Here is a 22,678-nt window from a genome sequence, read left to right as displayed (position 1 = left end):
CTCCGATCACCATAACTCCCTCCCCCTTTTACCAAACTAAACTTAAGGAGCCTTATCCAATATGACCGGAAGAACACCCGAAGAAATGACCAACGTTACTCTGCTTGGCAATCAAGGCACACAATACACCTTTGCCTATGATCCCGCCATTCTTGAAAGCTTTGATAATAAGCATCCGTACCGCGATTATTTTGTAAAGTTCAATTGCCCGGAGTTCACCAGCCTGTGTCCAATTACAGGACAGCCGGATTTTGCCACCATCTACATCAGCTACATTCCCGATATCAAAATGGTCGAAAGCAAGTCCCTCAAGCTATATCTGTTCAGCTTCCGCAACCACGGCGATTTCCATGAGGACTGCGTCAACATCATTATGAATGACTTAATCAAGCTGATGGACCCGCGTTATATCGAAGTGTGGGGCAAGTTTACGCCGCGCGGTGGCATCTCCATTGATCCATACACAAACTACGGCAAACCGGGAACAAAGTATGAGCAGATAGCAGAGCACCGTATGATGAACCATGATATGTACCCGGAGACTATAGATAACCGTTAACATTTCACGAAATTTCACTACCAATGATTTGCTATTGTAAAGATACTTAAAACCCAATATCCTCATCATTAAACAACAAAGTGCACCCTTAGAATTGACATGGGAATAACCCTTCCGTTATCCGATGAATTCTAAAGGTGCACTTCAATTGTTGTATTCCGAGTTTATTACTTTGTAACTTTTAACTGAATACTATCAGCTTTATAGACAACCTTCACTTTGTACTTGCTTGGCAATCCTGTGGTTTCAATAGAAGTAAATGCTCCATTTCGTTTACCATAAGTCATGATCGTGGCACCGTTAGCTGGTACATATTTGTTTGAAAAATTCAGACGCAATTTCCCATTAGGTATTGCAGTGCCTTTAATTTTGAGCAAATCATTTTTACTCTGAAGGTTGAGCTCAAGTGTGCCCTTGGCAGATTGTTTGTAATTGCCGCCGATGATCAGCTTGCCAGCAACATTTTCAGTGAGGGTACCCCCGTTGTTCGTAACATCCCCATTTCCGAAAGCCGTCTCCGAATTCCCCTCAAGTCTGCCTTGGTCGAGCTGTGTACCGCCGGAATACGTATTGTTGCCCAGCAGCTTCAACGTACCTGTTCCCTTTTTAGTCAGCTTTCCAACGCCGGAGATATTGTTGCGCCAGCGATCCAAAGCATTGAAACCGCCTTTGGAAGCGTCCATGGTCACGGTAACGTTATTGGCAAAAGCCCCAAAACCATCCGCCGCGGAAAAGAGATTAAGCCGTCCCCATCCCTCAGCATCATCCAGTACAGGATAGCCGGAAGGAAGACCTGTAGTAGCCAAAACCCAACGGCGTTGTGTGCTGTCCAGATAAGGCAGACGTGTTTCCAGCAGCACCTCAGCTCCCTTAGGCACCTTCATTGCAGTCGCGGTCGGGTTCATTGGACTAAATCCGTATGTCAATCGTTCAGTATAGCTTTTTTTATTGGCAGAGTAATTGCTGAACCGATCCGAGGCTGTACCCGTTTGCGTTAACAATGTACTGTGAGCATCCTGATAAGCTGCTTTCTTTAAACTGCTATTGGCCGGATCAGACAGGATGGCAGCCGCCGCCGCAGTTGCCATGACGCGCCCTCCCATAACATCAAATGGCGAATGCACACCGGCAACAATACGGTTGTTGCCCAGCTCCGAAGCTCGCGTCATCAATTCCTGATAACGTTCTGGTACGGCATAGGCCATCGCAAAAGCGCTGAGATACGCGGCATTGGTATGACCACTAGGAAAACCGCCATCCTTGCTCGGATCAGAATTTTGCGCGGGCAGCAGGGTCGGAACCACGACTGAATTATTGCTCCAGCGAAACGGACGAGGATAGCTAAAATAAGCCTTAGCCGAGCTCGTCGAAGAGTAATCACCACGCAAGGTATTGACTAAATTCACGATATTGCCTAAAGCGGAACTCGTACTGCCTGCATTGGTTCCGGCATCTTCATATTTTTTAGTCAAGGCATCTGCCGGAATGTCATTGATTGTTGTAGTTGCCCCTGCATTCTTTCGATATACATCGGTAAGCGAACCCAGACCATCGATCACACTGTAGCTCTGATTTCTGCGATCATCCAAATAAGCCGCATCTGCCTCACTGGAAGTACGGCGAGCAGCAATATCAATAACTTTTTGAATATTGGCGTCCAGTACGCTACTATTCAGCTTGGTACCTGTATCCCAGGTGGTGCCGGGAGTCCAAAGCTTATTAAATCCGGAAAGCAACCCGAGTGTCGGATTTGAACTTTCCGTCTTATTATCAGAATTATTATTTTTGTAATGATCTACGAAATATCCCCAAGACGGCTCTGGCGCAGTTACCGTTGTTGGCATTGTTGCCGCACTCGCATAACTTCCACCCAGGGAACCTATAAGTAAGGGTACAGATAATAAAGCAACTGATAACGGTTTCCTTAACAATTTCATTCTCAAATCATATCCTCTCTTGTGCTCTTCATGCGTTCTCTACAAAGCTATCACCTATACAACAAGTTGTATGATATAAAGAATCATATCTTAAGTTTGTTAAATGAAGAGCATGGTTTTGTTAAAAGAAAAAAGGGCACCCCCAGAGCCGCATATACGGACTCTTGAGACACCCTTGTTTAGTCTGTTATAGAAAAGCTGGTTTGAATTCCCATGCGACGTGTAGAAAATCCAACTAAATCAAGCAATTGCGAGTATGCAGCAGGATGGGAAAGAACCACCGAGTAAAGGCGGCCTTTATGCCCCTTTCAGCCATTTGCTGCAAACGGATCGCTTCCTATATCTTAAAATATACATACATAATCGGAGGTTGCCATGACTACTAAATCTGCTACAAAAAAAGAAGCGGGCCAATCGCTCCCTCTGCCGGGACCTCAAGCGAAGGGCACCGTTTTTGCGATTCTGATTGCCATCAGCTTCGTCCATCTGTTCAATGACTCGATTCAATCGGTCATTCCTGCGATCTTTCCGATCTTAAAAGAATCCATGAGCCTGAGCTACACGCAGATCGGCTGGATTTCATTCGCCATCAATTTTACAGCTTCGATCATGCAGCCAGTCATTGGCTTGTTTTCGGATAAGAGACCTACGCCCGCGATCCTTCCGATCGGCATGGGCTTTACGCTGACAGGCATGCTGCTGCTCGCCTATGCTGCCGATTATAAAGCAGTGCTCATCGCGGTCATCTTCGTGGGCCTGGGCTCGGCTGCCTTTCACCCGGAAGGCTCGCGGGTATCCCACATGGCGGCCGGACCTCGTCGGGGGCTGGCTCAGTCTATTTTCCAGGTTGGCGGCAATGCGGGCCAATCGCTGGCACCCATGCTTACGAGCTGGATTTTTATCCCGTTAGGGCAATTTGGCGCCATCTGGTTCACAGGTATTGCTGCGGCCGGGATTGTGGTCCAGTCGTTCATCGCCCGCTGGTATGGTAACGTCCTGCGCACGGAAGGCTATGCACGTAAAAAAGCGGCGGCACGCCAGATGAAGCCCGAAGTACGCAACCGTATTATGTTTGCCATGGTTGTTCTCATTCTGCTGGTATTCGTCCGTTCGTGGTATTCAACCTCGGTCGGAAGCTACTATTCGTTTTACCTGATGGAAGTGTTTAAAATGCCTCTGGCTGATGCACAACTGTACATTTTCCTGTTTCTCGGAGCTGGTGCGCTAGGCACCTTCTTTGGCGGTCCACTGGCAGACCGTTTTGGTAAACGCAACATGATTTTCCTGTCCATGGTATTGGCCGCGCCTCTCGCGCTATTGTTACCTTACGCCAACCAATTCTGGACGGCTATCCTGTTGCCGATTATCGGATTTATTATGCTGTCGAGCTTTTCGATTACGGTCGTATATGCTCAAATGCTCGTACCCGGCAAAATCGGAACCGTCTCCGGTCTGATCACGGGCCTCGCTTTTGGCCTTGGTGGGGTAGGTGCGCTTGTGCTCGGCAACTGGATCGACAAAGTAGGCATCACCAACATCATGTTCCTGTGCGGCTTTTTGCCGCTGCTCGGCATTTTGACGTTCCTGCTTCCTACAGATAAAACCCTGAACCGCTGGGCCGAAGAAAACGGAGCCGAAGTGTAACAGGCAAGCGTGTGGCGGCCATCCCGGCCGCTTCACACCTTTGTAATTGCCTAACCTGATTCCCCTAGCAAGCCAAGAAACATCCCCCTTATATCCCGAATCATCCAGTCAGCTCTCTTCTTCCACCAAACGCATCAAAATACGGCGCTTCCTGTATAGCATTTTACCCGCCTCAGCTACGTCACGAATAGCATTTCGATTTGCAATGGAGCCAAACAAAATGCCCGCAATCGGGACCATCTGGAGTAGCTTTTTCCATCCAAACTGATCGCGGTACGTATTAACGACTTCTCTCCATCCCTGCATCTGGGAAAAGACCTGCGCCTGGCGTGAAGGATCATCAAACAAGGCCAGTTCCTCCAGCACAGCCTTTTTGCCCACAATATCGGATGAAGCGAATTGCATACATTTAATGATAAATATACGTTCCTCCTTCTCATCAGGATTGAAGCCGTAGCACAACGCCATTTCCTGAAGTACCTTGAGCGACAAGCCGAGCAAAATAGGAATATCCGCCGCAATGGTAAACACACCGCCGATCCCCGTTGTTGCTCCCTGAGCGGTAGCAAAGGTGATGCGGCCTGATATCATATCGTCAGCGGTCTGATCCATGATCGTCAGGGGCAAATCAGCCGCCTGCTTCAATCCCCACGTCGGTTCAGAACTACTGTCCGAATCAACGTTCTCCCCATCATGAAGCCGATCCTGCGTATCAGAAGTGGAATCCGCGCCCTTTTGCCGAATCACGTGTTCACGGGCCGTCCTTTTCAGCTTATTCAGAACCGTTTCTTCTTTCACCAGATATTTACCACCGTTTTGAATAAAGCTTCCCAGCTCATTAAGCAGTTGCTCCAGCTTGTCCTTAATCATTTTGGGTGTCAGTCGATCCAGTAGCATAAAGGGCCATCTGCCGAGCTTTTCCCAGAAAAAAATATCCTTTTGCGCCTTCTCCCACGCCTCAATGGCTTTCAGCTCATGACGCAATAGATCCTGACTTTCACGATATTGTGCAGCCTGCTTCATAGAAGTACACGTCTCCTTTTAACCATGCTTGTTTATGTAATGGGTAATACGTAAGTGAGGAGAGTTCGGGTTTCTCTTTTTGTACATTTTTTAGTTCAACTGATAAAGTCAATGAGATGTTATAGTATGTTAAAAATACGTACGGATCGGAGTATAACCATGAATAAACCTACATGCACCTCACAGCCCTCCTCTACCACTGACGTAGAACTTGTACCTTACCATTGTGAGCATGATGCCATTTTACATACGTTTTATCTGCCTGAGGATCAGCAGCAGTTTACAGGAATGCCGGATGAAATGCTGGCACTGGCCAAGCAAGACCCGCACCGCCATCCTGTCGTTATTACAGCTGCCGGAAGACCGGTAGGCTTTTTCATTTTGTACGATGGAGATGAGTTAGCGGACTATACGAATACTTCCGAAGCTCTGTTGCTGCGTGCCTTCTCTATTCATTACTCAGATCAGGGACAAGGATACGCCAAAAAAGGGCTGCTTCTACTGCCCCCATATATCTCCGAGTATTTCCCACATATTCGTGAAGTCGTGCTGGGTGTCAACGCCCGTAATCTGCCTGCTCAAAGTCTGTATCTCAAATGCGGCTTTAAAGACGAGGGCGACACCAAGATGGGATCGCACGGCTTGCAGCATATTTTAAAAATGAGCCTGCATAGCTAACTCCTATGCCTCCTTTCTAACAAAAAAGCTCCCGGTACTAGCACCGGGAGCTTTTATCATTTTATTTCTCCTAACGAAAAGCTTAGCTTGTAATTGCCGTACTGCGTCAGTTCATCAAGCATGGTATTTAGCTCTTCCTGTGACGACATGCGCAAGCGCATCCAGTAACAGCCCTCCCCACTAACCCGATGAATCTCAACAATAGAGGGATGCTTCCGTGCGAATGCCTGGAAAGCACTATGAACGGTTCCCGAATTCAAAAACACCGTAATAAAGGCATGAATGGTCTGCCCCATTTTTTCAGGGTTCCAGCGTAGCGTATAGCCTTCGATGATGCCCGCATCCTGCATTTTTCGAACACGCGCTCCTACCGCTTGGCCCGTAAGATGAACAAGCAGACCAATCTCCTTGTGCGATAAAGAGCTGTCCTCAATCAGATGATGAAGAATGCGCAGATCAGTGTCATCGGGTACGAATAGTTCCATAGCCATTTTTCCTTTCATGATGAAACGAGAATTCTTGTTTTCCTTTCAGCAGGCCATAGCCTGTAGCTTCTTGCATCAGATATGATTGTAACAGAAACAAACAACTGCCGAACATATTCGGCTAAAAATTAATCTGTCCAACTAAAAGGAGCTTCCAAATATGAAAATCACACTGATCCGCAATGCAACCCTATGGCTGGAGTACGCCGGAGTAAAATTTCTGATTGACCCGATGCTGAGCGAGCCTGGCGTAAATCCGCCTATCCCGAATACGGAAAATGACCACCGTAATCCGCTGGTTCCCTTGCCGCCGCAATGGGAAACGCTTGGACAGCCTGACGTTGTTATCGTTACGCATTTGCACCCGGATCACTGGGACCCGGCAGCAGCGCAATGGCTGGACAAACAGCTCCCTGTCCTCTGCCAGCCCGGAAATGAAGATCAGATCGCCGCTGACGGTTTTACGCAGGTAACTCCAGTTTGGGTGGTTGGTTCTGTGGGAGAAATTGAGATCATCCGCACAACCGGGCATCATGGTACTGGGGAAATCGGCGAACAGATGGGCCCCGTATCGGGCTTTGTATTCCAGGCTCCGGGCGAGCCTGCTGTCTATTTGGCAGGGGACACAATCTGGTGCAGTGAAGTGGCAGAAGCTCTCGACAAGTACCATCCGGAGTGGACGATTGTGAATGCCGGAGGAGCGCGGTTCACAGTGGGTGATCCAATTACGATGACAGCGCAGGATGTGACGACGGTTGCGCAACACGCCCCTTATACACAAGTAGTGGCTGTCCATATGGAGGCGATCAATCATTGTCTGCTCACCCGAACTGAGCTATCCGAACATATATGCAACGAAGGACTGAGTGAGCGTGTGCATATTCCGGTAGATGGAGAAAGCTTATCTGATAAATAAGCTCCGCTAGCGTCAAAAACGAACCAACAAGGAACCTCCAGCATCCACATTTCAAGTGGGACTGGAGGTTCTTTCTGTACAATCCTGGAATATGAAGCTTAGGCTGATCTTTTGTTTTTGTTGTAAATATCGAAGGCTACCGCCAGCAGCAGCACCAAGCCCTTGATGCCTTGCTGCCAGTCAATGCCCAGACCGATCAGGGACATGCCGTTATTCAGTACGCCCATGACCAAACCACCGATAATCGCTCCGAAAACCGTCCCGATCCCGCCGGATGCCGAAGCCCCACCGATAAAGCAAGCAGCGATAGCATCCAGCTCAAAGTTCGTACCTGCTCTTGGTGTAGCCGCGTTCAGACGTGCAGCGAAGATCAGACCGGAAATGGCGGCCAGCACGCCCATGTTGACGAATACCCAGAACGTTACTTTTTTCGTTTTGACACCGGACAGACCCGCCGCCTTTTCATTTCCACCCAGCGCATACACATGTCGGCCCATAATCGTGCGGTTCATGACGAAGGAGTATACAACGATCAGAATGAACAGCAATACGAGAATGTTCGGAATCCCCGCATAGCTTGCGAGCATAAAGGTGAACAGGTTGATGACAGCAGCGACCACAATCAGCTTGAGTACAAACAGAGTCTGTGACGGAACCTCAAAGCCGTATTTAAGCTGGGAACGGCGTTCGCGAAGCTCGTTGACGATAAACCATACCGTGAGCGCGATGCCGACAATGACGGATACCAGGTTATAACCCGAGGAAGCAAAATCAGGCAGGAAGCCTGAACTGATTTTCTGAAAGCCACCCGGAAAAGGAGAGATGGATTGGCCTTCCAGTACGATCATGGTCAAGCCGCGAAAGAGCAGCATCCCCGCCAACGTCACGATAAACGCCGGAATCCGCACATAGGCGACCCAGAACCCTTGCCACGCGCCGATCAGCGCCCCGACTACCAAAGATGCAATGACGGCGATCCACGCCGGAAGCTGCCAATCCACCATCATGATGGCGGCCACTGCTCCGACAAAAGCGGCGATCGAGCCGACAGACAAATCAATATGCCCCGTGATGATGACCAGCACCATCCCGATGGCGAGCACGAGAATGTAGCTGTTTTGCAGAATCAGATTTGTAATATTAATCGGCTTCAACAGCAGGCCGCCCGTCAGCACCTCGAACAAGATCATTATGACGACCAGCGCAATCATCATGCCATATTGGCGGATGTTATTTTTAAATAATTTAGTTATGGTTTCCATGCTTCACGCCTCCCGACTTGGTCATATATCTCATCAATGTTTCCTGCGACGCGTCCTCACGGCTAACCTCTCCCGTAATCCGCCCGGCGTTCATGACGTAAATTCGGTCACACAAGCCCAGTACCTCTGGCAGCTCGGACGAAATAACCAGCACACCCTTGCCTTCGGCGGCAAGTCGATGAATAATCGTATAAATTTCATATTTGGCACCCACATCAATGCCGCGCGTCGGCTCATCCAGAATCAGAATATCCGGCCCGGCAAAAATCCATTTGCTCAGTACCACCTTCTGCTGATTACCGCCGCTCAGATTGCCCGTTTTCTGTAAAATGCTCGGCGCTTTGATGTTCATGCTCTTCTTCATATCCTCGGCAACGATCACTTCCTCCTGCTCATTGACGACAACGCCCTTCGTCAGCTTGTTCAGGCCGGTCAGCGAAATATTGCGCTTGATATCGTCCATCAGAATAAGGCCATACTCCTTGCGATCCTCGGTCACATAGGCAAAGCCGTTGTTAATCGCGTCTGTTACCGTGTTGTTCTGGATCGGCTTGCCTTCCTTGATCAGTTGACCGGAAATATTGCGTCCATACGATTTGCCAAAAATACTCATCGCCAGTTCCGTCCGTCCCGCTCCCATCAATCCGGCAATGCCGACAATTTCACCTCGCCGGATGTTCAAGTTCACCTGATCCAGCACCTTGCGCTCCGCATGATGCTCGTGATACACCGTCCAATCCTTCACTTCCAAAATAACTTTGCCAATCTCCGCATGGCGCTCCGGGTAACGGCTGGTCAGATCACGTCCAACCATCCCGCTAATAATCCGGTCCTCTGTGACCTGATCCTTTTTCATATCCAGCGTCTCAATCGTCTTTCCGTCCCGCAAAATCGTGATCGAATCGGATACCTTGGCGACCTCATTCAGCTTGTGGGAGATCAGAATGCAGGAAATGCCCTGTCTTTTAAATTCCAGCATCAGATTAAGCAGGTTTTCGCTGTCGTCCTCATTCAACGCCGCTGTCGGCTCATCGAGAATGAGCAGCTTTACCTTTTTAGAGAGCGCTTTCGCAATTTCAACCAGTTGCTGCTTCCCGACCCCGATGTTCGTAACTAATGTGTTGGGATTTTCGCTCAGACCCACCTTGGACAGCAGCTCGCGGGTGCCGACAAAAGTCTCTTTCCAATCAATCACGCCGCCGCTGGCGCGTTCGTTGCCCAGATAAATATTTTCTGCAATCGAGAGATAGGGGATCAGCGCCAGCTCCTGATGGATAATGACGATTCCCAATTCCTCGCTCTGCTTGATGTCCTTGAACTCGCATGTTTTACCCTGGAAAACAATATCCCCTTCGTAGGTTCCATGCGGATATACACCACTCAGTACCTTCATCAGCGTCGATTTGCCCGCACCGTTCTCACCGCACAGGGAATGGATCTCGCCTTCCTTGACCTTGAGATTTACATTTTCCAACGCCTTCACACCGGGAAAGGTCTTGGTAATTCCCTTCATTTCCAAAATGATTCCAGTCATGGGATACACTCCTTTCGGTTTGAATAGCCTGCTCTTATTTCAGTCCGATTTGCTCCTTGGTGTAATAATGGCTGCCAACAATATCCTTCTCGACATTCGTCCGATCTACCGAGATCGGATCAAGCAAATAAGCAGGAACTACCTTTATTCCGTTGTTATACGATTTGGCATCATTCACTTCCGCTTGCTTGCCCTGTAAAATACTGTTGGCCATCACAACTGTTTGCTCTGCCAGCTTGCGGGTATCCTTGAACACGGTTTGCGTCTGCTCCCCGGCCACAATCGACTTGATCGAAGCCAGCTCCGCATCCTGCCCCGTAATGATCGGCAACGGCTTGTTCGCTGATCCGTAGCCAACCCCTTTGAGGGATGAAATAATACCTATGCTGATTCCGTCATACGGGGATAACACCGCGTCCAGATTCGCTCCCGAATAGTAGGCACTCAGCAGATTATCCATCCGCGACTGGGCCAAAGCTCCATCCCACCGCAGCGTAGCGATCTGCGCCATCGTCATTTGCTTGCTGCGCACAACGAGTTTGCCGGAATCGATGTATGGCTTGAGGACGGACATCGCGCCGTTAAAGAAAAAATACGCGTTGTTGTCATCCGGTGAACCGCCGAACAGCTCTACGTTGAAGGGACCTTTGCCTTCCTTGAGTCCCAGCTTTTTCTCAATATACGCCGCCTGTAGCACGCCCACCTGAAAATTGTCGAAGGTCGCATAGTACGTCAGATACGGCGTGTTCCGAATCAGCCGGTCATAGGAAATGACCTGAATCCCCCGGTCATGCGCCTTCTGGATGACGTCCGTCAGCGTGTTCCCATCCACGGAAGCAACCACCATAACGTTTACGCCCTTGGTAATCATATTTTCAATTTGGGCAATCTGGTTTTCCACCACGTCCTCGGCATACTGTAAATCCGTTTTATAGCCTTGCTCCTGAAACAGCCGGACCATATTCTCCCCGTCTCCTACCCAACGCTCGGACGATTTGGTCGGCATGGAAATGCCCACATAGCCTTTTTCCTTGCTGCCTGTTCCACTCTCCGCCAAATTACAGGCTGAAAGCATCAAGGCCAAAACCAGAAGCCAGACGACAACAGCTCCTTTTTTCATATGAAGCTCCCCTTTCCTCATGTGATGCGGGTCATTTAGCACTGATTAGAGTAGAAATTAGATAGCGCTTACAATAGAGTGGCGATGAACGCCTCTCCTTTTTTTATGTGCAACCACATGGTATCATTCCAAGCCGGGAAAGGTCTTTGCTGGTTTTGAACTTTTTTTATAAAATTTTAACCTTTGTGTGGGGGGGATTATTTTAAATAAATCAAAAAAGGCTACCCGACATGGGTAGCCCCTACTGTACACCTATTCCTTCGACTTCCGCTCAAAATGAACATGCAACCGATATAGACAAATTTCCTTCGTCCATTGATATAGTAGCGCGCGTTCGTCGGCGCCCTTTACTTTAAAGGCAAGTGTAAATACACCGTCCTCGAATCGCGTCATGCTCCCTTTCGCCGCACTCCACTTGGTCATAGGCATATTTGAAATGAGTTGTGCTACCTTCGTTTCAGTCAACGCATTCCATTCCCACAAACCTGTTGATTCCTTATCGGCAAAATCCTTCTGTCTCCGATATTCCTTTTCCGTAATATACGTATGGAAAAATAATGCCATTCCCTCCGGTGTTACTGGTTCTGTCCAGCGTGCTTCCCCGCGTTCCAGCATATAGAGGAGCACGATCATTTTGTAGCTTTTGTTCATGACAGTCCATTCAACATCCCGCAGCCACGCCTCATGGCGGACATAGGTTTCTTTTTCCTGTTCAGACAGAAGCTCTGCCCAGTAGAGAAATCCGACATAGGAACCGAACTCATTCCGGTACGCCTTACTTATTGAATTACCAAGCAAGTGCAATTCCAGATATGTAGGAATACGTCCTAATTCCTGTTTCAAGTCCAGAAAATCCCGTTGCAGCTTTTCACGGTGGGGCATCCTTTTGCGACTTAGCTCTTGCAGCAAGTTCACAACTTGTGTCTCAAGTTGGATTGCACAGCTTTCAGGTACCTCTGGTACGATAGCTTCTCGCTTTTTCCCTTTGGAATCCTCTTCCTCTGGTCCAGCAAAAAGTTTCAGCTTCACATCCGCATTCCGGTAATTTCCAATCAAATCAATGATGACACAATGCGTTTTCCCCTTAGCCAGCCGCAGACCACGACCCACCTGCTGAGTAAATACGGTCATTGATTCTGTCGGTCGAACAAACAAAAGCGTATCTACACGTGGAATATCCGTACCTTCATTAAAGAGGTCAACCGTAAATACGATCTCTAGGTCGCCCATTCCCAACTGCCGAATCGCTTCCTCTCGGGACATTTGTACAGTTCGTGAGTGCAAGCTTAATACGTTCACGCCTCTACCGTGAAAATAATTTGCCAAAAAATCCGCCTGTCGTATCGACGAACAAAACCCGATTGTCCGTGTCTGCTTGTGCCGAAGCCATGCATTATAGATTTTCTCCGCCTGTTCTTCCTGAAGCTGTACTGCCGCAAGTTGTACATCGTCATATTTTGTACCTAACCAGTGAATTTTCGAGTAGTCCGTTTGGTCGTATACCCCATAATATTGGAAAGGTGCCAGCCAGCCTCGTCGAATTGCTTCAATAAAATGCATTTGGTAGGCTACATTTCCATCACATAACGCATATACATCCTTGCCGTCCAGCCGATCCGGTGTTGCCGTTATACCCAGCAAAAATTCGGGCTGAAAATGCTGGATTACCGACAAGTACGAGGGTGCCGCTGCATGATGAAACTCGTCTACTATAATTAAATCAAACGTATTCGGCTCAAATCCCTCACGGTGCTTTCTCATCCCGAGCGTATATATGGACGCAAACACACAATCTGCTTCCCCATCCTTGAATTGCCCGTTGTAAATCCCGTAAGTACGTTCCGGCATAATCTGCTGAAAGGATCTTTGCGCCTGAAACAAAATTTCCTCTCTGTGCGCAACAAACAGTACACGCCGAAACCGTCGAGCAAAAAAGCCGGCCAGATACGTTTTTCCCAATCCGGTAGCCATGATAACCATTGCTTTGTCATATTGCTCTTCCAGCGTTCCTTCAAGAGCCTCCAATGCTGCTATCTGTGCAGGACGTGGCTCAATCGGTGTAAGCAACTGCTCATCCGATTGTTCAGACGAATTCTCCACCAGTCCCAACCCGATTTCGGCCTCTTCCATGTCTGTTATATGCCGAATCAATTCTGGGTTCTTCCGGTGAACCTTTTCGTATTCCTCCTCATAATAAGCAATAGAATCTTCATTTACTGGAAGAGTCGTTTCATGGTAAAAGCTCTGCATAAATTTGTCCAAAGCTGTCTGAAATGTGTAAGGTTCTGCCTGTGCGTCCATGGCAAGATTCCATTCATACCCCGTCTTCAATGCGGTGAATGAGAAATTGGATGAGCCTACTACCAGTAGACCTTCTCCATTGTCATAATCGAACAAATACGCCTTCGGGTGAAAAGACGTCCCCCTACTCTGCCACAATCTTGCCTCAACCCGATGATCTATTTCACACAACGCCCTCAAACCTTCCGGCTGCGTAATATATAGATAGTCCCCCGCCAACACCCGTACCTCTGCGCCACGTTCTACAGCCTGCTTTAGATGTGGAGCCAACAGCTTTACTCCGGATTGCATAATAAATGAAGTCATAATATAAATCCCGGAGGCATGTTGTATCCCGGAGATCAGCTCATCCGCCAAATTGTCCGTAATAAGCTTGACATTAAGCTTCGTCGACATCAATTAAAAACACCCGCTCCTGAAAGCCGCCCCGTGCCTCGGCTTTGTTTGCCCGCAGCTTGTCCAGCTCTGCCGCATTCGCCCCATGTACTTCTGCCAGCGCCCGGATGACTTCCAGCATATCCGCAAGCTCTTCCAGCGCGTCCTTATCTTTCGCCGCTTCAAAATATTCCTCTGCTTCTTCACGAAGCTTCGTTCTCAGCTCTTGCTTATATTCCTCCGGGTCCAAAATGCGCGTGCGGCATTCCTTGCCCTGAGATGTAATGATGTGCGGAATACGATCCCGCACCAGCTTGTTGTATGTAGGCATCTGAAATAACACCCTTTCTGTTGTGGAGCCTTAGGCCGTAGCCAACATCTCCCTTTTTTCCATTATATCATTCGTGAGAAGAGGTTGGGTGTTATTAACATATGATTTAACTACTTCATGGACTGATTCTTTATAAAAATAGATTGATACCACTCAGCAGGATCAGCTACAATTCGACGAGATAGACGTATTAAAGTATGGTCCGTTCTAAAAAGCAGCCTATCGACCTCCTCCAGCTTCATCGGCTTGTTATGTGCATGATCCTCTGCGGAAATAAGGTAATGCACTGTACCCATAAACAGCACCATATCCAAACTCGGCTCAGCATCCGTGTGGATTAAAGTTGGCAGGTCGGTAATTGATAGGTTAATGGAGGATAGAATGATTTGATTTCGATGAACATAAACGGCCTTAGCCATAGAAAACATCGCCCGGTCACAAAGAATGAGGCAGTTGTGAAATTGATGATGATTGCGCATGATCTGTGCAAGCTTGATCTGATATTGGGCCAGCTTTTGAAAATCCATCATGCAATTCAATATGTTGGGATCGCTATGATTAGGCTGTATGGAATCTGGATCACTATGTAGGTGGTTGCTTAAGGAGTAATTTTTCACGGGGAGTCAACTCCTGAATTTTAATTTAATGAACAGTGAGGGCATCGTAGTACCAATAAAGAACAATCAAAATGTACAAATTTCTAGCTATCGGACAAGCTTTATAATAAATATTACTATATAGTAGTTTTTAATTCAATTTACTTATTAACAGTTATTAATTAGAAGTAACTCTTTCTCTACACTTCTAACTAGAAGATTTTGCAAAAATCCAATAAGCGACTTCCAATAAATAATATATAGATTGAAATGGTCTAGTTCGTCTATATATTGCACTTTGGAGCGATTGGAATCGAATTTTGTGAAATCCTTACTATAGAGAGGTGTAAACATGTCTGAACTTTTAGATTTAGTCGGTACACGCATTCGGGATATTCGGAAGTCCAAAGGGCTTTCCCAAGAAGCTTTAGCTGAAAAAGCAGGATTCAATTCGAGTTATATCGGTTTTATTGAACGCGCAGAGAGAAATATATCTTTGAAAAATCTGGAGAAAATAGCGAAGGCATTGAACGTGGGCGTTTATCAGTTGCTTACATATGTAAAGGAAAATGATGAGCTTACCGAAGAAGATTTGAGTGTAAAAAGTATTTTGACTCTGCTAAGAACGCGTGAATCCAAAGATACTGAGCTGGCATTGAAGATTCTTACGGACATATTTGCAAGAATTGATGAACATTAATCCATAATCGCATTCACTGGGTTTCAGATCAGTGATTACTTACTCTAGGTACACGAAATCCCCCCAAGGAGGGGGGATTCTTTGAAAAAGTTTACATAAAATGATCGAGAATAATGCTCATTTAAAGATTTTGTTATACAGCTTTATAATCAGGTATGAAAGTACAAAGCAGAATACAAAAGAACCCAGAAAGTCACCCATACCAAAGAAGTAGTTTTCGGCCTCTATACCAATTCTAAATACATTCTGACTACCTGTTACAACCTGAGCTGTACGTAAAGTCAGAAAGGGAAACAGCAACCCATAACTATACTCGTTGAAAGGGCTTCCTGATTCGGGGCTACTCGATCCTTGAGGTTCATATGTCGAAGGGTATATTAATGAGGCCATCATAATTAGAAATGCTAAAATCCAGTACTTTTTGGTTTTGAGAAAATTCATGAATCACCTGCCGTAAAAGTTTATTAATAATTGTGTATGCTATCCTCAAATAATACTGTAATGTCCTGAGAATAGCTGAGTGGTGTACCTTTAATTCCCCATGTTAATAAGCCTCTGGCTGTGATATCAGCGCTATTCCCGAGAGCCCTAACATCTCCATCAAGATGTTTCCAATTGTTTGCGACAGCTATGCCCGTTTGCCAACTGGTAAGCACTTTCCCTCTCATAAATAAGCCATCGTACATTCTTCCGTCACTTGAGTCCCCAATTAAAATGTTGTACTGAATATGCACATAACACCAACCTAACGATGGGACACCAGTCCATACTTCAGCTTCCCTCTTATTGTATGTCTTGTAAGTTGGTTTTATGATGTTGTCATCCTCAGGTATCGTTTTAATATTGACCAACTTGGTTTCAATTGCAGATTTATCTACAAAAAATTGAGAAAGGTATTGTTTCAATTCTTCATCACTATAATTCTTGATTTTAGCTGTATACTCATCAGTCAATAATTCTTTATCAAAACTAAGAGCTCCTTCATTTGACTTCTTTGCTTCATTCAGCTCTATAATCGCGTTGTTGAGCCTTTTAGCAATCTCATCTTTGTTATAAACGCTGTCCATTAATCCACTTGATAAGTTGTTAGAAGAACTATCATTTATATTTATAGCCTCATCTGCAAAAGCCATTGTGGGTACCAACATACTACTTGCCAGCATACCTGCAATAAATCTCTTTTTCATTTTTTCAATCTCCTTTAATTTTTCTGTGTGAACACATTGTATTCAACACATACTCATTTAACCATTATTATCCACATGATGAAATAGTGCATTAGTACCAATATGTTCCATAAAATTAATGTAATAAATTGTTGAACATTCTATAATCATGTCATTTCATGACTTACCACAAAGATAAGCAAATAAAAGAAGCCGTGCAATAACACGACTTCTCATGGAGTTGTAACCATTTGTCGCCCCTACGACAACGCCAGCATCGCCTTCATATCTTCTTCCGCGGTAGTAATCAGCTTTAAGCCAAACAGCTCTACCAGCACATCCAGCACGCCAGAAGAAATAAACTCGGGCGGCTTCGGCCCGATGCGGATATCCTGCATGCCGAGGCTGAACAAGCCTAGCAGGATGGCAACAGCTTTTTGCTCAAACCAGGACAACACGATGCTGACTGGCAGCTCATTCACTGTACAACCGAAAGCATCTGCTAACGCCAGAGCGATTTTCACCGTAGAACCGGAATTGTTGCATTGCCCCAGATCAATATAACGTGGAATCCCCGTGTCCCCCACGGTGCCATAGTCCACGTCATTAAAGCGGAATTTGCCGCAGGACGTGGTTAAAATAACTGTATCGTTCGGCAAGGAAGTGGCCAACTCTCGGTAATAGTTGCCGCCTTTACCTGGTGCGTCACAGCCTGCAATAACGAAAAAGCGGCGAATATGTCCGTCTTTAACCGCCTGAATAATCTCGGGAGCGAGTCCGATGACCGTCTCGTGATGATATCCCGTCGTAAGCACCTGCTCAGATTCTACATCTGCGGGTGGCAGTGCCAGCGCGCGCTCGATCAACGGTGCAAAGTCGTCGTCCGTAATCTTGGCGACGCCCTCCAGCCCGGCTACTTCATAAGAGAAGAATCGATCTGCATATGTGCCTTTAATCGGCATCACGCAGTTCGTCGTGGCGAGAATCGCGCCTGGAAATTCCTCGAACAGTCTGCGCTGATCGTACCAGGCTTTGCCGATATTGCCTTTCAGATGTGCGTATTTCTTCAACGCAGGATAACCGTGGGCAGGCAGCATTTCCGAGTGGGTATAGATATTAATGCCCTTACCTTCGGTCTGCCGTAGCAATTCCTCCAGCGCATACAGATTATGTCCGGTCACGACGATACATTGGCCTTCAATTTTATTCTGACTGACGGTAATCGGCTGCGGAATGCCAAAACGATCCGTATGCGCGCGATCCAGCACATCCATAATCCGTACGGCTGCATTTCCGACCTTCATCGCCATGTCCAAATGCTCTTGTACATTAAAGTTAGAATTGGTTAAGGTCATATATAACGCTTCATGCGTGATACGATCCACCTCTGGATCGCTATAGCCCAACTGTCGAGCATGTGTCGCATAGGCCGCAATGCCTTTTAACGCAAAAATCATCGTATCCTGCAAGCTCGCTATCGTTTCATTCTTGCCGCACACTCCAACTACGGTACACCCGCCACTCGGCGTCTGTTCACACTGATAACAAAACATATCGTTTTCCTCCAAATATTGATAGATATTTGTTCGTTATCCACAGCGTAACAGACCCCCCAACGCGCAGGTGTGATTACACACACATTTTTCAGCTCACTCCTGATCCGACGCGATTACGCCGATCCCACCGCCTTTGCGGTACTGAACAGGGGAAACACCCATGGTCTTTTTAAAAGCCGTACTAAAATAGTGCTGGCTGTCGTATCCTGTGCGCTCTGCGATATCGTGGATTGACAGCGTGGTGGAGTCCAGCAGTTGCACCGCTTTGCGAATACGGGCGCGCGTGACGAGGGTCACGAAGCTATCGTTTAGCTCTTTTTTGAGCACACGGCTGAGATACACGGTGGATACCTGTAAACGCGAGGCGAGGGATTCCAGTGTCAGCTCCCGGTCCGCAAAGCCTTCCTGAATAAGCTGCCGTGCCCGGCGTACGAGTGGAGACAACTGCGATTCGCCGTACACACGATCACGGCACACTTGGAACGCATCAACCGCACCTTCCAGCCCCCGGGCATTTCGCTCCACATGTGTATGAACCGCTATGTTCAGGTAGCGACCAATAGCCTGCTCCATCGTTGCGCCGATGGCTTCGGGTGCCTCCTGCCACAGGCATATGCCGATCAGCCCGTTTGCATCGCGGAGCAACACATGCGGCAGGCCCTCCAACAGCTCGCCAATGATATTTTCAGCAGCAAAAAGAAACAGTTGGCGGTCATTCTCACGCATAATCGTCTGCCGCGCCTCTGCCGCAGGCCACCGTACCACGCCGATCTGAACGGGTGGCCGGGTTGGAAGACGTAAAAACGCCAGTTGTTCCATCACGTCTTTTCCCGTGTTCTGCCCTTCCAGCCATTCCAGACAAAAGCGCTGGCGCAGCAGCGGAATATTCCGCTCAATCTGCCCGGCGGCCTGTTCTACATAGGCGGCACGCTTGCGCTCTTCGTCCAGCCGCTGACAGAGCTGCGACAGCGCAGCGTGAAGCTGCTCCGCATCGACCGGCTTCAATATATAATCCTCCACGCCAAGTCGGACAGCCTCCTGCGCATACGCAAATTCATCATGACCAGAAATGATCAGACACCGACATTCCGGGCGTTCTTCCCGCAGCCGTCGGATCAGCTCAATTCCGTCCATGAACGGCATATTCATATCGACCAGCAAAATGTCGATGCCAAGCCGTACCGCCAGCTCCAGCGCTTCTTCGCCATCCTCCGCCTCACCCGCAACCTCCATGTTGAGAGCCGTCCAGTCTACGCAATCTCGTATGCCCTCACGAATGATCGGCTCATCATCTGCGATCAGTACCTGATAGCGTTTTTTTGTGTAATGTTTTGCCGTCATCGTCGTCACTTCCGTTATGGTCTTGTCCGTCAGACTCGTCGTTGTCGAGGTGCCGATGGTGTGTGATTTCGTCATCCTGATCCGCTCCTTTTTCATGAGGCTTCTTCAATTGTGCCATATCCCGCAGCAACGGATGAATGATCGTAACGCAGGTACCTGCCCCTTCTTCACTGTCCAATACAATTCCATATTCCTCACCAAAAGATAGCCGGATACGCGCCTGTACATTCAGCATGCCATAGCTCCTACCGTTCGCATTCACACTGGCTCCATTTGGCTTCTGTTGTCCTTCCATCGAGTCCAGCGGTGCTTCCAGCAAATGCCGCAGCTCCCGCAACCGTTCCACCGTCATCCCTGCACCATTATCACGTACTGTCAGCAGCAGCTTATCTCCCTCAATCCGCGCCTCGACCCCAATCGTGCCCGGACCACGTCTGGCCTTGATGCCGTGGTAAATGGCATTTTCCACCACAGGCTGAAGCATGAGCTTCAACACGAACAGCTCCCCTAATTCCTCGGATACGTTTAATTCCCAGCGAAGTCTGTCCCGATACCGGGTTTGCTGAATTTGCATATAGCTTGATATATGCTCAATTTCGCTGCGTAGCGGAATAAAGTCATCCCCCTTACTCAACCCGAGGCGAAACAATCTCGATAGCGCCCCCACCATATCGGACACGTCTTCTGCCCCGTTTTTACGAGCCATCCAATGAATCGTATCCAAAGTATTGTATAAAAAGTGAGGCTTAATATGCTCCTGAAGGCTACGTAGCTCGGCATCCCGCTTCTGCCGCTCCCTTAGCTCGCCAAGCGACATCAAACGGCGAATTTGCTCCAGCATCCGGTTGAAGCTCCTGCCGAGCATCCCGATTTCATCCCCGCGGTCACTCCATTGGCGAACCGTAAGATCCCCCGTTTCTGCTGTCCGCATATAGGACATCAGGCGGAAAATCGGCTGCGCAATCGAACGCGACAACCTTAAGGATGCCGTCAGTCCGAACAGACACACAATGAAGACAAAGGAGACGACGTAGAATTGAATTTGTCGTACCTCCAGTGTTGATTCCCGCGCCGGGAATACACCCACCGTTCTCCAGCCCGTAAACTCGGAAGCCCGGAACATGAACAGCAATTCTCTCCCTCCAGCTTCACGAGTAAACATCCCGCTGTCACCTGCCCCGAACCATTCCGGGGGAATACGCTCGATCAGCGGCATATCCGGCATGTACACGCTACGTCCCTCTGCATCTGTCACCATTAAATACCCGGTTTTGCCCAGGGTTACATCTCTGGCAGCCTGCGACACGGCCCGTAGCTTGAGATCAATCATAATCACGCCTAGCACACGTCCAGTCTCCGAATCCGTCACCGACCGGACGACAGACACAATTTCGCTATCCTTGTACTGAACATGAGTCGTCACATTACGATGGCTCGGCTGTCCCAGTACGGTAAAAATACCTGCATGCTGCGACGCCTGTTTATACCAGTCCTCTTCGGTCAGACTGCGCGTGCTTCGAGCATACATTTCGTTACTAATATAGTCGCCGTGTTCGTTCACGATCAGAATACCCGCAATCTCGGGATATAACGTGGTAAAGCCCTGCAAAAATTGCTTCATCCGATACAGCGTATCCTGTGCCCTTTCCTCCTGTTGTTTCTCCTGCGCAACCGACTGCGCTACTGTACCCGTGTGACCGTCAGCCAGCGTCTGTCCTTGCCAGAACTCTCCTATATCCGGGTTAAAGCCAATCAAATACGTCATGTTCTGCAAATTTTCCATTTTGGTATCCAATGCCTCATTTACCTTGCCAATGAGCTGCATCGTATGGTCTTCCACCTGCCGCTCAATAATCCGTTCCACCGTCCAGTTGACCAGCAGACCCAATCCCAGTGACGGTACGATGCCAAAGAACAGGAATAACAACATGAGCTGATACCGTAAAGGCATATTGCGCAAGCGCAAACGCTGCATCCTTTGATCCGACCATGCGCGTATACGCTTCCATCTCCGTTGATCATCATTTCGCATAATAATCATCTACATTCGCCCGTGTGACGACGGATATCCCTGTGTCCACTCGAACAGGTAGAGGGGCGTTGTCACCGGAGGAGGAAGGAGCGGGAATCGTCAAATGATGGTGCAGATGGAACAGGTATTGAAGCGACCAATAGCCCATATTCCACGTTCCCTGAGCAATGGTTGCCGAGATCGTCCCTCCACGGATCATATCCAGGGTCGCTTTATTCGTATCAAAAGAAATGATTTTCAGCGGACGACGGCTCTTTTGGCTCAATATCGCCTCACCGACACCTGTTCCTCCCGTCGCCTCGGTCACAAAAATCCCCGCCAGCTTCGGATACGCCTTCATCAGCCGCAGCGACTCATCCCGGGATACCATTGCGTCACCGCGTCCATCCGCCACTTCCACCACCTTCATGGCAGGATACTGCCGCTGAATGGTGTCACGAAAACCACGGGAACGCTCCTCGTGATTTTGCTGACCGGGTAACGTCAGAACAGCTACCTCGCCTTCCCGTCCCAGCAGCTCTGCCATTTTGTCCGCAGCAGTCACACCCGCCTTGTAATTGTCCGTTCCCAGAAAAGAATACGCCCGGCTGCCCGGTGCCCCGGCATCAAACAGCACCACAGGAATGCCCGCGTCCAGTGCCTTATTAATCGCCGGGATCAGCGAGTGTGGATCAATCGCGGAAATCGCAATCCCTGCGGGCTTCCGGGCAATCGCCTGCTCAATCACGGTCGTCTGCTCCTGCGCATCATAACGGGTAGCCCCCCGATACTCGACGGTCACACCCATCGCATCCCCGGCATCCTCAAAGCCCTTAAGGCCGCTTTTCCAATACTCCAAACCGGACTGGAACGTAATCATGATATACGTTTCTCCAATGCTGCCGCGTAGCCCTTTTTCTTCCCAGGTTCCGTTCAACGGCCCGGATTGTTCATATCTGAACACATACAACGCAAAGGCCGCAATCAGCAGAATATATACCACCAGTGTTTTTTTCATCCTTCCTCCCCCCTTTCTGTACCTATCCCAAAGTTGTGAATTTACTTAGATTGTAAACGCAATCATATCAAATTGGAACTACTTCCACTCCTCTTACTTTCAGGTAGCGTTAATCCTGCACTAAT

The 22,678-nt window shown here is 48.2% G+C and carries 19 protein-coding genes; 5 read left to right on the top strand and 14 right to left on the bottom strand.

Annotated elements, in window-relative coordinates; all coding sequences use genetic code 11:
• The first annotated feature begins 61 nt into the window (after positions 1-61).
• A complete protein-coding gene (gene queF / locus ABH897_RS10575) occupies positions 62-559 on the top strand; it encodes a preQ(1) synthase (RefSeq protein WP_283654917.1) in 498 nt (165 codons plus the stop codon).
• A gap of 167 nt (positions 560-726) precedes the next feature.
• On the opposite strand, the gene ABH897_RS10570 is transcribed toward queF, so the two are convergent.
• Positions 727-2,496, bottom strand: a complete 1,770-nt coding sequence (locus tag ABH897_RS10570) for an acid phosphatase (protein ID WP_283654916.1) — start codon at positions 2,494-2,496, stop codon at positions 727-729.
• A 375-nt stretch (positions 2,497-2,871) separates the two neighbouring features.
• Between ABH897_RS10570 and ABH897_RS10565 the strand changes: the two genes are divergently transcribed.
• Entirely contained in the window at positions 2,872-4,140 is a 1,269-nt protein-coding gene (locus ABH897_RS10565) for an MFS transporter (protein WP_044645276.1), read from the top strand.
• A gap of 108 nt (positions 4,141-4,248) precedes the next feature.
• Here the strand turns inward: ABH897_RS10565 and ABH897_RS10560 are convergent, their stop codons facing one another.
• Positions 4,249-5,163, bottom strand: a complete 915-nt coding sequence (locus tag ABH897_RS10560; RefSeq protein WP_283654915.1) for an EcsC family protein — start codon at positions 5,161-5,163, stop codon at positions 4,249-4,251.
• Positions 5,164-5,322: 159 nt separating this feature from the next.
• On the opposite strand from ABH897_RS10560, the gene ABH897_RS10555 reads away from it, so the two are divergent.
• Positions 5,323-5,841 carry a GNAT family N-acetyltransferase gene (locus ABH897_RS10555; protein WP_283654914.1) on the top strand — a complete coding sequence of 173 codons (519 nt, stop codon included), beginning with the start codon at positions 5,323-5,325 and terminating at the stop codon, positions 5,839-5,841.
• 56 nt (positions 5,842-5,897) lie between these two features.
• Here ABH897_RS10555 and ABH897_RS10550 read toward each other — a convergent pair whose 3' ends face one another.
• On the bottom strand, positions 5,898-6,326 hold the full coding sequence (locus ABH897_RS10550; RefSeq protein ID WP_283654913.1) for an Lrp/AsnC family transcriptional regulator: 429 nt from the start codon (positions 6,324-6,326) through the stop codon (positions 5,898-5,900).
• A 160-nt stretch (positions 6,327-6,486) separates the two neighbouring features.
• Between ABH897_RS10550 and ABH897_RS10545 the strand changes: the two genes are divergently transcribed.
• The gene (locus ABH897_RS10545; RefSeq protein WP_283654912.1) at positions 6,487-7,242 is read left to right on the top strand and encodes an MBL fold metallo-hydrolase; all 756 of its coding nucleotides are present in this window, start codon (positions 6,487-6,489) and stop codon (positions 7,240-7,242) included.
• A 98-nt stretch (positions 7,243-7,340) separates the two neighbouring features.
• On the opposite strand, the gene mmsB is transcribed toward ABH897_RS10545, so the two are convergent.
• The 6 genes from mmsB to ABH897_RS10515 form a co-directional block, all read right to left on the bottom strand.
• Positions 7,341-8,504, bottom strand: coding sequence for a multiple monosaccharide ABC transporter permease (gene mmsB, locus ABH897_RS10540; protein ID WP_283654911.1), 1,164 nt, complete (start codon positions 8,502-8,504; stop codon positions 7,341-7,343).
• The gene (gene mmsA, locus ABH897_RS10535) at positions 8,488-10,038 is read right to left on the bottom strand and encodes a multiple monosaccharide ABC transporter ATP-binding protein (protein ID WP_404591859.1); all 1,551 of its coding nucleotides are present in this window, start codon (positions 10,036-10,038) and stop codon (positions 8,488-8,490) included. Before mmsA ends, mmsB begins: the two co-directional genes overlap by 17 nt.
• A gap of 34 nt (positions 10,039-10,072) precedes the next feature.
• Positions 10,073-11,158 (bottom strand): multiple monosaccharide ABC transporter substrate-binding protein, encoded by a 1,086-nt coding sequence (gene chvE / locus ABH897_RS10530; RefSeq protein ID WP_404580729.1) that lies wholly within the window; start codon positions 11,156-11,158, stop codon positions 10,073-10,075.
• A gap of 252 nt (positions 11,159-11,410) precedes the next feature.
• Complete coding sequence (locus tag ABH897_RS10525; protein WP_404580728.1) at positions 11,411-13,855, bottom strand: DEAD/DEAH box helicase family protein; 2,445 nt, start codon at positions 13,853-13,855, stop codon at positions 11,411-11,413.
• Positions 13,839-14,165, bottom strand: coding sequence for a phosphoribosyl-ATP pyrophosphohydrolase (locus tag ABH897_RS10520; protein WP_404591857.1), 327 nt, complete (start codon positions 14,163-14,165; stop codon positions 13,839-13,841). The genes ABH897_RS10525 and ABH897_RS10520 overlap by 17 nt, the downstream gene beginning before the upstream one ends.
• A 110-nt stretch (positions 14,166-14,275) precedes the next feature.
• Positions 14,276-14,695 carry a hypothetical protein gene (locus ABH897_RS10515; protein WP_404591855.1) on the bottom strand — a complete coding sequence of 140 codons (420 nt, stop codon included), beginning with the start codon at positions 14,693-14,695 and terminating at the stop codon, positions 14,276-14,278.
• Positions 14,696-15,113: 418 nt separating this feature from the next.
• On the opposite strand from ABH897_RS10515, the gene ABH897_RS10510 reads away from it, so the two are divergent.
• On the top strand, positions 15,114-15,461 hold the full coding sequence (locus ABH897_RS10510; RefSeq protein ID WP_283654897.1) for a helix-turn-helix domain-containing protein: 348 nt from the start codon (positions 15,114-15,116) through the stop codon (positions 15,459-15,461).
• A 464-nt stretch (positions 15,462-15,925) separates the two neighbouring features.
• On the opposite strand, the gene ABH897_RS10505 is transcribed toward ABH897_RS10510, so the two are convergent.
• The 5 genes from ABH897_RS10505 to ABH897_RS10485 all read right to left on the bottom strand — a co-directional run bounded on the left by ABH897_RS10505 (position 15,926) and on the right by ABH897_RS10485 (position 22,553).
• Positions 15,926-16,648: a hypothetical protein gene (locus ABH897_RS10505; protein ID WP_283654896.1), complete on the bottom strand. Its 723-nt coding sequence runs from the start codon at positions 16,646-16,648 to the stop codon at positions 15,926-15,928.
• A 239-nt stretch (positions 16,649-16,887) separates the two neighbouring features.
• On the bottom strand, positions 16,888-18,180 hold the full coding sequence (hcp, locus tag ABH897_RS10500; RefSeq protein WP_283654895.1) for a hydroxylamine reductase: 1,293 nt from the start codon (positions 18,178-18,180) through the stop codon (positions 16,888-16,890).
• 96 nt (positions 18,181-18,276) lie between these two features.
• Positions 18,277-19,524, bottom strand: coding sequence for a response regulator (locus ABH897_RS10495; protein WP_404592131.1), 1,248 nt, complete (start codon positions 19,522-19,524; stop codon positions 18,277-18,279).
• Positions 19,472-21,565 (bottom strand): cache domain-containing sensor histidine kinase, encoded by a 2,094-nt coding sequence (locus ABH897_RS10490; RefSeq protein ID WP_283654894.1) that lies wholly within the window; start codon positions 21,563-21,565, stop codon positions 19,472-19,474. Before ABH897_RS10490 ends, ABH897_RS10495 begins: the two co-directional genes overlap by 53 nt.
• The gene (locus ABH897_RS10485; protein WP_404580724.1) at positions 21,546-22,553 is read right to left on the bottom strand and encodes a substrate-binding domain-containing protein; all 1,008 of its coding nucleotides are present in this window, start codon (positions 22,551-22,553) and stop codon (positions 21,546-21,548) included. The genes ABH897_RS10490 and ABH897_RS10485 overlap by 20 nt, the downstream gene beginning before the upstream one ends.
• Between the last annotated feature and the right edge of the window lie 125 nt (positions 22,554-22,678).

The sequence above is a fragment of the Paenibacillus sp. RC73 genome, assembly GCF_044908085.1.
Classification (GTDB): Bacteria; Bacillota; Bacilli; order Paenibacillales; family Paenibacillaceae; genus Paenibacillus; species Paenibacillus terrae_A.
Note: the sequence above shows the minus strand (reverse complement) of the source record. Positions and strands in the feature narration are given on the sequence as shown.